Source organism: Acetobacter pasteurianus (assembly GCF_009914215.2).
GTDB lineage: Bacteria > Pseudomonadota > Alphaproteobacteria > Acetobacterales > Acetobacteraceae > Acetobacter > Acetobacter pasteurianus.
Window position 1 is genome coordinate 390,789 of the sequence record NZ_CP039846.2, and the last position, 13,939, is coordinate 404,727.

The window sequence follows — 13,939 nt, forward strand, 5'->3', positions numbered from 1 at the left end:
GCAATCAGGGCCTTTACGCCTCATGGCCGAAACACCTGCTTATACCGATGCCGACCCAACACTGGCAGAACTGTTACAAACGCACCCACAGCTTACGGTTGACCCCACCTGTGGGCTGATGCTGGAAGGCGTGGCCCTGAACGCCATAGCTGATTCTGTTGGCACGCCTTGCTGGGTATTGGGGGCTGGCACGCTGCGCGCACGTATGCGGCGCATGCACACAGCCATGAGAAATGCCGGGCTGGATGTTTCCATCCACTATGCCGTGAAAGCCAACGACCATCTGGCCATTCTTACCCTGATCGGTCAGGAAGGGTTTGGGGCGGATATTGTTAGCGGTGGTGAACTGGCGCGCGCCTTAAAGGCGGGCATTCCGGCAGACCGCATTGTGTTTTCTGGCGTTGGCAAAACAGATGCCGAACTGGAGCAGGCTATCAGCCACGGCATTGGCCAGATTAACGTGGAAAGTGCTGAAGAGCTGGAAGCTATTTCAGCTATTGCCACCAAGCTGGGCAAGCAGGCCACCATTACACTGCGCGTAAACCCGGATGTGGATGCCAAAACCCACGCCAAAATTACAACCGGGTTGGCCGCCAACAAATTTGGTATTCCGTTTCAGGATGCTGCAGCACTGTATGCCCATGCGTTCACCCTCCCCGGTGTGCGCCCTGTTGGGTTTGCCACGCATATTGGCAGCCAGATTTTAACCACAACCCCTTATCGTGCGGCCTATGCCCGCGTGGCGGAACTGGTGCGTACCGTGCGCGCCGCAGGCAATGCCGTAAGCGTTGTGGATTGTGGCGGCGGACTTGGCATTTGCTACCGCAATGAAACTGAAGGTCAGCCCGAAGCCCTTGCGGGCGCCATTAAGGCAGAACTGGGTGATCTGGGCGTAAAGCTGGCAATTGAGCCAGGCCGCTGGCCCATTGGCCCGGCTGGTGTGTTGTTGAGCAGCGTGATCCTGCGTAAGGAACAGGGCATGGATGTGCCCTTCCTTGTGCTGGATGCCGCCATGAACGAGCTGCTGCGCCCCAGCATGTATGATGCGTGGCATGGCATTCTGCCGCTGGCACCGCAGGCATTTAGCCAGCCTGTTTCTCTGGCCCATGTGGTTGGCCCTGTGTGCGAAAGTGGAGATACCTTTGCGCGGGACAGGCTTTTGCCTCCACTGGCACGCAATGCACGTATAGCCCTGCTGGATACAGGCGCGTATGGTGCGGTTATGAGCTCCACTTACAACAGCCGCCCGCTTGCCGCAGAAGTTCTGGTTGAAGATGGCCAGTGGCAGGTGATACGCCAAAGGCAGAGTGTTGAAGAACTGTGGCAGGATGAAACTGTGCCCTCCCACCTTGCCAAAGCCACATGAACCAAGGCGGTCTGCACCAATCCCTGACCGCCTCCACCGCTGAGGATGGAGCGCTGGCGGAGCGCCTTGCCACCGCACGCCGCCACGCCGCCATTGTTTTGCGGATAGAAAGGCTGTGGCCTGCGCTACAGCCTGCTCTTGCCCTGCTGGGCATTTACTGCGTGGCATCTTTGCTGCGCATTCCTCAGCACCTACCAGATGGTGTACGGCTGCTGCTGGTGGCAAGCTGGCTGAGCTTATGTGGCTGGCGGCTGCACAAGGATATTGAAAACCTTACGCCCCCTACCTCCAGCGAGGTTGACCGGCGGATTGAACAGGCATCGGGCCTTCACAATCGCCCCCTTGCTACGCTAACGGACCACCCTGCAGGCACAGCCTCGCAAAGTTCCAGCACCTTATGGCAAGCGCATCAACAGCGCATTCTGGCATCACTCGGCGCGTTGCGGGCAGGTTGGCCACGCCTTTGGCCACAAGGCCGCGTGCGGCAGATAAGCGCTTGGATATTGGTTGCAGCCCTTGCTGGCACAGCCGGGCTTGCGGGCTCCTCCGCGCCGGGGCGTATTCTTGCCGGATTTATTCCGGGGCGGGATGATCCTGATGTGCCCTTCCCACGTGTAGAGGCATGGATAACCCCACCAGCTTATGCGCCGGATGCTCCGATTTTTCTGGGTAATCTCAAAACACCGCCCCAAACACCGCAAGGGGCGCACCTTACCGCTATTGTTACAGGCATGGCCTCCCACCCCACCTTGCGGGAACAGGGTGACATGGTGCTGCATGATGCCACACGCCATAAGCTGGATACCCATAGTTGGAAGCTGGATGTGGTGTTGGAACATTCTGGCACCGTACGCCTTACAGGCCGTGGCCGCACATTGGCGCAATGGCCTATCACCGTTCTGCCGGATGCAGACCCTAACGTGAAATGGGGTCCTAACCCCGGCTCTCCCCGTAAGGAAAAATGGCGCACACTTCTGCCGTATGAGGCCAGCCATGCCTATGGTTTGGCGTCCCTTAAAGTGGAATTGCATCTGGCACATGCCAAACATGGGCCGGAACGCGTGCTTACCATTCCCCTGCCACTTGTTGGGCACCCCAAATCTGTAAAAGGCGCTATCAGCCCTGATCTGTCGGAAGATCCGTGGGCGGGTGAAGCCGTAATCGGCCGCGTGGTTGCAACCTCTGTCAGTGGGCATGAAGGCAAAAGCGCTTCTGCCACATTCCGCATGGGCGCACGCACCTTTCATTCCCCTATTGCCCGTGCTTTGCTGGATGTACGCAAACGCTTCGCTCTGGGGCAGGAAAGCCGGCAGGATGCGGCATCGGATCTGGAAGCACTGGCCGATGCCCCCGGCCCTGTGCGTGAACATACCGGCATGTTGCTCGCACTCAGCAGCGTGGTGGCGATGCTGGATGACAGTCTGACAGACACCGCCACAGCCCGCACGGGCGCCACAAACCTGCTGTGGGATCTGGCGCTGGATATAGAAGACCGCCGCAACGGAGATGATGCCAGTGCTCAGGCATCTATCGATGTGCGTGCGGCCCAAGCCGCCGTGGCACAGCAGCTCCAGCACATGCATCAGGATGGACAGCAAGGGCAACAGGCCCAGCAGGAACTGGAAGACAGGCTAAAAACCCTGCAAAGTGCCATCAGCCGTAAAATGCAGGCACTGGCCAATCAGGCCATGAAAGATCATACGGTTATTCCCGATCTTCCGGGCTTTACCAGCACGGGTAATCAGGCTTTTTCCCGCCTGATGCGCCAGTTGCAATCCGATGCCTCCAATGGCCATGCGGATGAAGCGCTCAAGCGTTTGCAGGATATGGAAAACGCTACCGAGCGCATGCGCAACGCAACGCCGCAGGATATGGCAAACCTTGCCCAGCAGATGATGGCGCAACAGAAAATGCGTGAACAGGCAGCCGCCCTGCATGATCTGGCCAGCAAACAAACCGCCCTGTTGGATCATGCGCAATCTCGCCTTGATGAAAACCTGAAAGCGCAGGCCCAAAAGCAGAGTGATCTGGCAGACGATGGTGATGGTGAGGCCGATTACGCCAACATGCCAACATCCGAACTGTTGCGCCGTTTAGGCCTGCCCATGCCACCGGGTTCGGAAAACGCACCGGCTGCGCCCCCCCCTCCGCCCACGCAGCCCGAAACACCACCAGCCATGCCCGACCCTGCCAAAGCAGAGGCTCAGGCAGCGGCGCGCCGCAATGAACGCGCCATGCAGCATGCGCTGGAACATGCGCTGGATGAGCTGAAAGACGAATTCAAGGATCTTACAGGCAAAATCCCCAGCGCTTTTGATGAAGCCCGCAAAAGCATGCAGGATGCCCGCAAGGCACTGGCCGATGGGGATGATGCCGCTGCCGCCAATGCGGAAGAAAAAGCATTGGAAGCCCTGCGCAAAACCCGCCAGCAAATGCAGGATGCGGTTAAGGGCAATGGCAAAAACAGCATTCCCAGCTTTTTGCCTGCTCTTGGCAGCCCGTCTGATGGATCTTCTGGTTCTGGCAATGCATCCGATGGACAGAATGGTTCTGGCACACCGTCTGATTCCTCAGAAAATCAGGAGGAAGAAGACCAACAGGGCGGCAAGCGCGATCCGCTGGGCCGCAAGCTGGGTGAAGGCAAGGATCAGACCGAAGATGATTCCACCCACATTCCAGATAACGTGGCCCGCCAGCGCGCCAGAGAAATTGAGCAGGAACTGAGGCGGCGAGATTCAGACCGTACTCGCCCGCAGCAGGAACTGGATTACCTTGACCGTTTGCTCAAACCATTCTGAAACATAAATCAGGCACACTCATTCTACCCAACTTATCTGCAAGAGTGCCGGGTAAGACTTTGAATTACATTGCACGGAGCAAAAAGAGAGTATGGCACGTTTTCTGGTAACCGGTGGCGCTGGGTATGTTGGCAGCCACGTTGTTCTTGCCCTGCTGGATGATGGGCATGACGTTGTTGTGCTGGACAACCTGCGCACTGGCCACCGCGCTGCCGTGCCGGATCAGGCCACTTTTGTGCAAGGTGATATTTCAGACATTGCCTGTCTGGATAAAGTTCTTTCCTCCGGCCTGTGGGATGGTATTTTGCATTTTGCAGCGCTCTCCTTGGTGGGGGAAAGCATGCAGAACCCCATGATGTACATGACAGCCAATGCAGGTTACGGTTTTGGTCTGATTGATGCCTGTGTGCGCCATGGTGTAAAACGCTTTGTCTTTTCCTCCACCGCCAATCTGTTTGGTTCCGCCGGAGAAGGCCCGATTAACGAGGACGCCCCCATCAACCCCGGCTCCCCTTACGGTGAGAGCAAATATATGGTGGAACGCGCCCTGTACTGGGCCGACAAAATTCATGGTCTAAAAAGTGCGTGCCTGCGCTACTTCAACGCTGCCGGGGCTGATCCTGCTGGCCGTGCGGGGGAAGATCACCGCCCCGAAACGCATCTGATCCCGCTGGTCATTGATGCCGCCCTAAAACGCCGCCCTGCCCTTACCCTGTTTGGTGAAGATTACCCCACGCCAGATGGCACCTGCATACGTGACTATGTGCATGTTACAGATCTGGCACGTGCACATTTGGCCGTACTGCCATTGCTGAATAATAAAAGCGTGGTGTTTAACGTTGGCACAGGGCGCGGCAATTCCAACCGTGAAATTATTGATGCCGTTGGCCGCGTAAGCAATCTGGAAGTGCCTTGGCAGGCAGGCCCACGCCGTGCGGGTGATCCGGCCAGTCTGGTTGCCAGCCCTGCCCGCCTGATGGAAGCAACCGGTTGGGCACCAGAGTTTACGGATATTGATCGGATTGTGGAAACAGCCTTCAACTGGCGCAAAAACCACCCACAGGGCTATGGCGCGTAACCTTCTTTTTTCCTGCATGGTGGCATTTGCCGCTGCCATGCAGGCCACCTTTACAGGCCATGCAGCCTTGGCTGAAGGCCCAGCTTATCGCACGCATCTGGCTGGTGTGGGGCTACATGACCCACGCCAAAGAGTGGATGCCACGCAGCCGCCTTGGTCTGCCGTAGGCCGCGTGCAAACAGAACTTGGTAGCCGGTGCACCGGTTTTCTGATTGCGCCCAACGTGGTGGAAACGGCCGGGCACTGCCTGTGGCTGAGCCATGTGCGCGGGTTTGTGCAGCCTGAAAGCGTGCATTTTTTACGCGCCTATACGGGGGACCATTACATGGCCCATGCCCGTGCCGTGCAAATTATTATTCCCCCCGGTTACAGAACGGATCAGGAAAGCAATAGCGGCGGGTTAGACCATGCCACGCTTATTCTGGACCATGCCATCGCCAAACCGGATGAGGTTTTTCATATTAATACGCCCCAACAGGCCCTTACACCCGGAATGCCTGTTGTATTGGGCGGGTATGAGCAAAATCAGCCAGATATCATCACGGCTGATCAGAACTGCCATTTTTTAAGCATTACTCAAGATGGTGGCGGAAACCCCATGCTCGTGCATAATTGCGCTGGCACACATGGCAGCAGCGGCGCACCTTTACTGTTTCATGATCAGATTGGATGGCATGTTATTGGTGTGCAGGTTCAGGCATTCACCAATGGTGCTGGAGGCCGCGCCGTGCCCCTTTTAAGCCAGAACTAAAAAACACGCCCTTAAACTGCGACAGATCAAAGACAGCCCATATTCCCCTGCGCAGGGTAGGCTTCGTTCTGGTAGAAATACCAAGGTTTGATACCGCAGAAAGGAAACCTCCATGTTTGCCATGCGTCTGCACCAGCCCAAAACACCCCTGCAATGGGAGGAAGTGCCAGACCCGGTGCCCGGCCCCGGTGAAATTCGGGTAAAAGTGCTGGCCTGCGGTGTATGCCGCACAGATTTGCACGTGGTGGATGGAGACCTTACACACCCCAAGCTGCCCATTATTCCCGGCCACGAAATTGTCGGGCGGATTGACCAAATTGGCTCTGGCGTTACCTCCTTGTCTGTTGGGCAGCGCGTAGGTATTCCGTGGCTTGGGCACACATGCGGGCACTGCTTTTATTGCAGCGATCATCATGAAAACCTGTGTGACCATCCTGTATTTACCGGTTACACGCGAGATGGCGGCTACGCCACAATGGCCGTAGCCGATGCCCGTTTTGCCTTCCCACTAGGGGAAGAAGGATCGGACGTAGAAGTAGCGCCGCTCTTGTGTGCCGGGCTTATTGGCTGGCGTTCCTTGGTAAAAACTGGAAACGCGCAAAAAGTGGGGCTATATGGCTTTGGTGCTGCGGCCCATATTATTGCGCAGGTTCTGGTCTGGCAGAAAAAGCAGGTTTACGCTTTTACTCGCCCCGGTGATGCAAAAACCCAAGCTTTTGCGCGTGAGTTAGGGGCAACATGGGCCGGAGGTTCTGACGAACTGCCGCCAGAACAACTGGATGCCACCATTATTTTTGCACCTGTAGGCGCCTTGGTGCCGGCAGCCTTACAAACCCTGCGTAAAGGCGGGCGCGTGGTGTGCGCAGGTATCCATATGAGCGAAATACCTGCTTTTTCTTACGATATCTTGTGGGAAGAACGTGAAATTGTTTCCGTTGCCAATCTCACCCGTCAGGATGGATTGGATTTTCTGTCCATCGCGCCCAAAATTGGCATCCACACCACCACAACCACATATGCCCTAAAGGACGCTAACAAGGCGCTGGATGATTTACGGCATGGGCGGTTTGATGGTGCTGCCGTGCTGGTGCCCTAAGCCAAGATCAATATATCAGGCTGGCTGCGGAGCAGACTTTTCCTCTTGCTCCGCAGCGGCCAGAATAGCTGCCAGCAGGCCAGGAAAGCGCGCTTCCATATCCTGCAAACGCAGGCTGTTCATATGTGTCACACCCACAACTTCCGTGCGCAACACACCAGATTTACGCAGCACTGCAAAATGGTGCGAGATGGAAGATTTGGGCCGCCCATCTTGCAATGGCGCACAGGCCTGAGGCTGCTTCTGCATCAGCTTTTGCACAACAGAAAGCCGAAAAGGGTCTGCCAGCGCGTGCAGAATGCCGGCTAGTTGAAACTCCTCGGGGGCAGGATGATCATACTGCTTCATGGGTTGCGCTTGAGCCCTTAACTCTTGCCTACATGATTAGTTCGATTATAGTCGAACTAATGGTCGTGCAGACCTGATCCGTAACGGAGACTACGCATGCCGACACTGTTTGATACTTATACCCTTAAAGATATTACCTTACGCAACCGTATTGTGGTTGGCCCCATGTGCCAATACACAGCGCAAGAAGGCGTGCCGAATGATTGGCACAGCGTGCATTACCCCACACTGGCCCGTGGCGGTGCTTCGCTTGTTGTGGTGGAAGCCACAGCCGTTTCCCCCGAAGGGCGCATTACCCCTGGCTGCCTTGGTTTATGGAATGATGAGCAGGCTGCTGCCTTTGCCCCCATTACAGCGGCTATAAGCAAAGCAGGCGCAGTGCCCGGCATCCAGCTTGCCCATGCAGGCCGCAAAGCCAGCGCACACGTGCCGTGGGAAGGTGATGACCATATTCCGGAATCAGACCCGGCAGGATGGCAACCCATTGCACCCTCTCCCGTAGCATTTGGGGCTAACCTGCCCCGCGTGCCCACGGAAATGACATTGGATGACATTGCCCGTGTAAAAGCCGATTTTGTGCGTGCCGCAGAACGTGCGCGAGATGCTGGTTTTAAATGGCTGATGCTGCATTTTGCCCACGGTTATCTGGCACAAAGTTTCTGGTCCACCCATTCCAACAAACGCACGGATCAGTATGGTGGATCTGCTGAAAACCGTGGTCGCTTTTTGCTGGAAACGCTGGAAGCCGTGCGTGCCGTATGGCCTGAAAACCTGCCTCTTTCTGCCCGCTTTGGCGTGATTGAATTTGACGGGCAGGATGAACAGACACTGGCGGAATCCATTGCCCTTGTTCAGAAAATGAAAGATGTGGGGCTGGATTTTCTGGATGTCAGCATCGGGTTTTCCACCCCCACCGCCAATATTCCATGGGGTGCCGGGTTTATGGCCCCGTATGCCCAGCGCGTAAAACAGGAAGCTGCGCTGCCTGTTACAACCTCATGGTACATTAGCGAAGGTCGACAGGCTGATGCGCTGATCCGCACAGGTGCGCTGGATCTGGCAACGCTTGGCCGCCCCTTACTTGCCAACCCGCACTGGCCGTATGAAGCCGCACGCACTTTGCACGTGAAAGATGCTGGAAAAGTTCTGCCACCTTCTTACGGGTGGTGGCTGGCGCGTTATCAGTAACGCGAGATTACTCACGTGTTCCGGGCTCTCCCTCAGATGCCCGGAGCACGGTGAGAAACTTATTTTTTCTCTGGCATTCCTACACATTCAGCCGGTCCGGGAAAGCTGCGGTTGCGCACGGCTTGCGCATATGCAGCGGCTGCCTGCTCAACTTCCTTGCCCAGATCAGCAAATTTTCTCACAAACCTGGGTGTGAAGTCCGGGAACAACCCCAGCATATCTTCGGTTACCAAAACCTGCCCGCCACATGCGGGAGAAGCCCCAATGCCAATGGTGGGGATATGCAATATCTCGCTAATCTTGCGGGAAAGTGGCTCCATTGTGCTTTCAATCACCACCGCCCACGCGCCAGCGTTTTGCACAGCTCGTGCATCCGCCAAAATCTGTTCGGCTTCATCCCCACGGCCAACGGTGCGGAAGCCACCATGCGCATGCACGGCCTGCGGTTTCAGCCCGATATGCCCCACAACCGGAATACCGCGCTGCACCAAAAACTGAATGGTCTCGGCCATTTCCTGCCCGCCTTCCAGCTTTACGCATCCGGCGCCAGTTTGCGCCATAATCTGCGCCGCCACCCGGAACGCCTGCTGTGGGCTTTCCTGATAACTGCCAAAAGGCATATCCACCGCCACACAAGCCCGCTGGCTGCCACGCACAACGGCCTGACCATGCGCTATCATCATTTCCGGCGTAACGGCCAAGGTAGACTCCATGCCGTACACCACCATACCCACAGAATCCCCCACCAGCAGCAGATCACAGTGTGCATCCAGCAAGCGGGCCATGGGGGCCGTATAAGCGGTAAGAGACACGATGGGAGCATCCAGCGCCGCCAAAGATCGCGGTGTGTGCCGCTTGACTGTTTGATGTCTGCTCACGCGTATTCTCTCCTTGTTTCAGTTCAGGATCGTGGATCAAAAAGTGAGGGCAGCTTTCCTCTATCCCCTTCGGCTGTCCAGCCCTGCCACGGCCTGAAACAGAGCAAAACCATAAAAAGGAAAAGAATGTCCTTCAAAGCATTGACAACACTTCTCCAACCCTTTAGATCACGGCTCAACAAATCGGAGGGATGCCCGAGTGGCTAAAGGGGGCGGACTGTAAATCCGCTGGCGTATGCCTACGTTGGTTCGAATCCAACTCCCTCCACCATTTTCTTTGAAAATATTCAATAAAAACAAAAAGATAGCGGTCACTTATTGAGCGTTCCCCTTCTTAAAACAATCACCATAGACACTTACAAAATCAGCACCCTCCTGCTGGTAAGTAACGGTGATTTCCTTGATAGCCATTACAGCGCAGTCGGGATAACCCGCTCCCATAGCAGTTCAAATGTCTGCGTAAGAGCCTGAATAATACCGTGATTCATTCCCATAAATCCTGCCCTCCAAAGGCTTAATGGTGCTGGAAAAGTGATAGTACGGAGAGCTGCGAGGTAGAAGGAAAAGCACAGTCTTTTTATAGCTTACTCTTGCTTGGATTATTACATTCTCGCTGCGGCAGTGATCGAACGAAACAACAACAAACAGTTTGCTGGTAGTGTCTGCTTTCGCCTCATTTCGGACATCTGTGTGTGGTTAACAATTTTGCAAAACCGGACATTGCTGGAATCCAGTCGACCTGTTTTCCATTTGGTATCCGCGCGCAGTTTTTGCTACATACAAGCTACAGTTCAGATAGTGATGTTCACTGATCCGGGCTTTCCCACAAAATCATGATCCTCCCAAAAAGCGCCATAGCATTAGGCCACGGCGTTGACATGATGACCGCCGGACAGCGTGCATGGAACACCGCCACGCCACCGCAAACCCGGACCGAACGTGCGGTCCGCGCCGCGGCCCTGAAGGCGCATGCGCCCCCCGCTGTTGCCAATCTGGCAGGTGCGGCTGCGGACGCCCTGATCCCGGGCGGCCTACTGCATGCAGCAGAGTCTTTCGCAGCCACTCGGGCCATTCGCGTGGCTTCAGCGGACGTAAGCCGACTAACCTTCCGGCATGCCGATATCGCCCCGGAGCACTTCCACCGGCCTTCGCCGTCTCCTCAACCGCCAAGACTACCCACCAACCAGAACCTTCTCTCACCCCATCGACAGAAGCGGCTCAATCTCAACCGCCATGAGGCACCCCCACATAATCGCAAGGCAGAAGGGCATGTCTTGCTGAAGCACGTCGATCCAACCGAAGAATATATCGAAGGCCGGTTTACGAAGGAAAAACGCCCTGTCGTTTCATTCTTCACTTCGAAGGAGGAAGGTGAACGTGCAATTCATAAAGTGCTCAGAGATAACGCCTCTAAAATTTATACCTGGCTCAAGAACACCGCAAATGGAAGCTCAGTCTATGTCGAAGGGTATTCCTCGGGAAAGGGAGCTGTCGTAATCGAGAATGCCAATCGGCAACGTAAGGCTGCGCGACGCATTCAAGTTACAATTGTCAAAAAAGAATACAATGGGATGATATATTATGTCCAAACTGTTAAACTGTACCAATAATGATATTCTTGACATGTTCCCGCGTATAAAAAATCTTGGTGGCGGCCCATTCGGTGAAGACGCCGATATCTTCGGTGATACGTTACGTGAAGTTGTTCAGAATGCACCACAAACTCATGATCTGCCGTTCAAACAGCAGACAGTCAACGAATTAAGGAATTTCCTGACCTATAGTGACGAGGATATTGAGCTCGTCAGTTGGGTTGTGCTCGGCATAGACCCAACGGTGGATATTGAAGAACCACCCAACTGGGGCAGCTTTTCCACCCTACGGGCATTCTGGTCAGCCGTTCTGCATGCCTTTGAAAACGATCCTGAGGTGCAGATGGGAAGAGAGATTGACCCGAGTATGTAGGGGCGGGTCGTTCGCCACCATAGTGGACGTTTGAATTCTTGAAGTTCAAGACACAGTTCCATTGAGTCTTAATATAAGAGAGTATACCGCTTATCTCTTACTTTTTTCTTGGATTATTACGTGCTCGCTGCAGCAGTGAAGCGGCTGGGAAGTTCGTCCAGGATAACAGAAATCTCGTCACTCTGACGGATGATCAGCAAAGTCGTCTTCTACAGGTCAATCTCCCGAGCTATAAGGCGATCGTTCGTCGGGGCATCCATGTCTACCTGACACAAAACGAGTTCAACGCCCTCGTCTCGTTCGTCTATAATCCGGGAAGATGTTGGCGGGGTGTCCGTGCTGCTACCAACAGCGGCGACAAACGCAAGGCCGCCAGAATAATCGAGGAGCAGGTGCGCTCAAAAGGCAAGGTCTTGCGTGGCCTGGTCCGGAGACGGTACGACGAGGCCATGCTTCTGCTGGAAGGACAATATTGATGATCCGTGCTCTCCTGAGCCTGATTTGTGTCATCTGTATCGGCGGCACCGCACACGCGGGTGCCAAGCCGGAATCTTTGGAGGAGCAGTCTTACAACGGCAATACGATGTTCAACGAGGAGCTTGATGGAAAAGCGTTTCTCAATGGGCGGCTGATCGTGCGCGTCGAGCGTGTTGCGACCTGCGTGTCGGCGGTCTGGACCCGCAGTGGCGGCATCGGGTCGCCGCTGCGGCGCGACCTGCTGGAATGGGACAAGATGTTTAATGGCGACCCCTGGACCAAGGCTCAGTCTTACTATTTGACGTTCGTCTATGCCGACCATCGGAGCGATGATGTCGTGTCCATGCCTCTCACGGCGCATCCGGACGATTTTGAAGCCACAGCAGGTGTCACCCTCCTATCGTGCGAACCGAAGCGGCATCATCGCAAGTGACGATCTTTGCGCCGGGCGATCCGGCCGGAAACATAACGCTCGGCAGGTCTTAATGTGCGGTAACACCGATAACACCAGTAACACCGCAAAAACGATATACTGAATGGTGCTGACGATCATTCACGACACTCCGCTGCCCATGCCTCCATCAGCGGACGTCGCAAATCCAAAATGTGTTCTATACGCCGTGATGTTTTATTTGAAGCGACATGCCTCATCCACTGTAGGCGCTTCTGCCAATTGAATCACCATCAGCGTTACCGGGCCAGCCGTTACATTCCCGCCCAAGTGTCCTTTATGCTTCTGCGCATCAGGAAGTGTTCTTTGATCTTCGCCTAAAGATATATCTCCGGGCCCCATTTCAACACGTGTGCCATCCATTGCCTGAACAAACCATGTGCCTTTCAGTGGAATAATCCACTGCACCTTAGGATCGGTATGCCATGCGCCGTTCCAATGGTCCGGCTGCACTGTTGAAATAATTTGCACCTCTCCTTTGGAAAGCACGTCTGACCACTGAGGAGCCGCAGGCTTGTTCATTGTCTTGAGGCTGTAATGATGAAGTGGGCACTTCGTCATATGGCTTACACCATTATGATCCGCCCAGTTGTGCCAGTAATAGGTGGTGGGCGGTTTTTCTGGCTGATTCTGGTCCGTATCCTGAGCACATACGGTATTTGTACCCATAGACAGAAGGCCAATAAGCACCACTCCGGCAATTACGCGCTGCACCATACTCTTCCTTTGCCTGTGAACGTATAAACACCTTATCCGCCCAATAAGTTTCTTTCGATACAACACGCAAGGTTCCAGACAAGGCAAGACAACCCTACTGGTTCCTAAAGAAAACATCACGATGCAGACTGCAAATTTTTGGAAACTTGCAGCATGTAACGATGCGGCCTCATAAAAACGGCGTAAGGGGACTATGGCTTCTGCTGGTTGCTTACTCCGCAGCACATACCATCCAGCAACACCTCCAGCGCGGCAGGAATTGGGGCTACCCCCACCTTTTCTTCAAGTAATTGATGATTGATTGCCAGCATGGCCAGACCATGCACCTGTGCCCAACTTGCTGCTGCCTGCGCACTCATGGCAATGGGTCGGAAACTGCCATCCCGCTGTCCTTCTTCCAAAAGCCGTAGAAGAAGCCCGAAGGTGTTCATAGCGGCATCATGCAATTGGGAATCTATCGTTTTATCCGCATCGGAACTGAACATCAGGCGGTAAAGACCGGGGTTGTGGATGGCAAAATCAATACAAGCCTGTGCGGCGGCAACGAATTTCTCTCTTACAGAAAACGTATCTGCTGACATGGCCTGCGCCATGCTCTGCCCAAGCTGAACAAAGCCGATGCGCGCCAGTTCACGCAAAAGCGCCTCCTTATCCCGGAAATGCTTGTAGGGGGCCGCGTGGCTAACACCTGTGCGCCGTGCCACTTCCCGCAAAGTGAAGGTCCAGTTCTGGTCTGCTGCCAGCATGGCAAGTGCTGTGTCGATCAGGGCATGGCGTAAATCACCATGATGATAAGGGCGGTTTGCGGTTTCACTCATTCGTGAGG

Annotated in this window: 14 protein-coding genes and 1 tRNA gene; 11 read left to right on the top strand and 4 right to left on the bottom strand. The window is 55.0% G+C overall.

Annotation, left to right across the window (positions count from 1 at the left end):
• Positions 1 to 22 precede the first annotated feature (22 nt).
• From lysA to FCN51_RS15285, 5 genes are all read left to right on the top strand, one after another.
• The gene (lysA, locus tag FCN51_RS15265; protein ID WP_160256278.1) at positions 23 to 1,366 is read left to right on the top strand and encodes a diaminopimelate decarboxylase; all 1,344 of its coding nucleotides are present in this window, start codon (positions 23 to 25) and stop codon (positions 1,364 to 1,366) included.
• Positions 1,363 to 4,164 (top strand): DUF4175 domain-containing protein, encoded by a 2,802-nt coding sequence (locus FCN51_RS15270; protein ID WP_160256279.1) that lies wholly within the window; start codon positions 1,363 to 1,365, stop codon positions 4,162 to 4,164. The genes lysA and FCN51_RS15270 overlap by 4 nt, the downstream gene beginning before the upstream one ends.
• 91 nt (positions 4,165 to 4,255) lie before the next feature.
• Positions 4,256 to 5,242, top strand: coding sequence for a UDP-glucose 4-epimerase GalE (galE, locus tag FCN51_RS15275; RefSeq protein ID WP_160256280.1), 987 nt, complete (start codon positions 4,256 to 4,258; stop codon positions 5,240 to 5,242).
• Between the two features lie 16 nt (positions 5,243 to 5,258).
• Positions 5,259 to 5,993 (top strand): trypsin-like serine peptidase, encoded by a 735-nt coding sequence (locus FCN51_RS15280; RefSeq protein ID WP_003627278.1) that lies wholly within the window; start codon positions 5,259 to 5,261, stop codon positions 5,991 to 5,993.
• A gap of 112 nt (positions 5,994 to 6,105) precedes the next feature.
• Positions 6,106 to 7,089 (top strand): zinc-dependent alcohol dehydrogenase family protein, encoded by a 984-nt coding sequence (locus FCN51_RS15285; RefSeq protein ID WP_160256281.1) that lies wholly within the window; start codon positions 6,106 to 6,108, stop codon positions 7,087 to 7,089.
• Between the two features lie 15 nt (positions 7,090 to 7,104).
• Here FCN51_RS15285 and FCN51_RS15290 read toward each other — a convergent pair whose 3' ends face one another.
• On the bottom strand, positions 7,105 to 7,437 hold the full coding sequence (locus tag FCN51_RS15290) for an ArsR/SmtB family transcription factor (RefSeq protein ID WP_124305844.1): 333 nt from the start codon (positions 7,435 to 7,437) through the stop codon (positions 7,105 to 7,107).
• A gap of 96 nt (positions 7,438 to 7,533) precedes the next feature.
• Here FCN51_RS15290 and FCN51_RS15295 point away from each other — a divergent pair, with 96 nt between their 5' ends.
• Entirely contained in the window at positions 7,534 to 8,625 is a 1,092-nt protein-coding gene (locus FCN51_RS15295; RefSeq protein ID WP_160256282.1) for an NADH:flavin oxidoreductase/NADH oxidase, read from the top strand.
• A 59-nt stretch (positions 8,626 to 8,684) separates the two neighbouring features.
• On the opposite strand, the gene panB is transcribed toward FCN51_RS15295, so the two are convergent.
• Positions 8,685 to 9,503, bottom strand: a complete 819-nt coding sequence (gene panB / locus FCN51_RS15300; RefSeq protein WP_012812736.1) for a 3-methyl-2-oxobutanoate hydroxymethyltransferase — start codon at positions 9,501 to 9,503, stop codon at positions 8,685 to 8,687.
• 185 nt (positions 9,504 to 9,688) lie between these two features.
• On the opposite strand from panB, the gene FCN51_RS15305 reads away from it, so the two are divergent.
• The 5 genes from FCN51_RS15305 (at position 9,689) to FCN51_RS15320 (ending at position 12,378) form a co-directional block, all read left to right on the top strand.
• Positions 9,689 to 9,774: transfer RNA gene (locus FCN51_RS15305), tRNA-Tyr, on the top strand.
• Between the two features lie 607 nt (positions 9,775 to 10,381).
• Entirely contained in the window at positions 10,382 to 11,113 is a 732-nt protein-coding gene (locus FCN51_RS15310; protein ID WP_236661312.1) for an RNase A-like domain-containing protein, read from the top strand.
• A 13-nt stretch (positions 11,114 to 11,126) separates the two neighbouring features.
• Complete coding sequence (locus FCN51_RS15315; RefSeq protein ID WP_160257138.1) at positions 11,127 to 11,468, top strand: contact-dependent growth inhibition system immunity protein; 342 nt, start codon at positions 11,127 to 11,129, stop codon at positions 11,466 to 11,468.
• A gap of 182 nt (positions 11,469 to 11,650) precedes the next feature.
• Complete coding sequence (locus tag FCN51_RS27125; protein WP_374727189.1) at positions 11,651 to 11,944, top strand: lysozyme; 294 nt, start codon at positions 11,651 to 11,653, stop codon at positions 11,942 to 11,944.
• On the top strand, positions 11,944 to 12,378 hold the full coding sequence (locus tag FCN51_RS15320) for a hypothetical protein (protein WP_160256283.1): 435 nt from the start codon (positions 11,944 to 11,946) through the stop codon (positions 12,376 to 12,378). Before FCN51_RS27125 ends, FCN51_RS15320 begins: the two co-directional genes overlap by 1 nt.
• A 195-nt stretch (positions 12,379 to 12,573) precedes the next feature.
• On the opposite strand, the gene FCN51_RS15325 is transcribed toward FCN51_RS15320, so the two are convergent.
• Together FCN51_RS15325 and FCN51_RS15330 are read right to left on the bottom strand one after the other, a co-directional pair.
• The gene (locus tag FCN51_RS15325; protein ID WP_160256284.1) at positions 12,574 to 13,113 is read right to left on the bottom strand and encodes a cupin domain-containing protein; all 540 of its coding nucleotides are present in this window, start codon (positions 13,111 to 13,113) and stop codon (positions 12,574 to 12,576) included.
• A 191-nt stretch (positions 13,114 to 13,304) separates the two neighbouring features.
• Positions 13,305 to 13,931 carry a TetR/AcrR family transcriptional regulator gene (locus FCN51_RS15330; protein ID WP_160256285.1) on the bottom strand — a complete coding sequence of 209 codons (627 nt, stop codon included), beginning with the start codon at positions 13,929 to 13,931 and terminating at the stop codon, positions 13,305 to 13,307.
• Positions 13,932 to 13,939 lie beyond the last annotated feature (8 nt).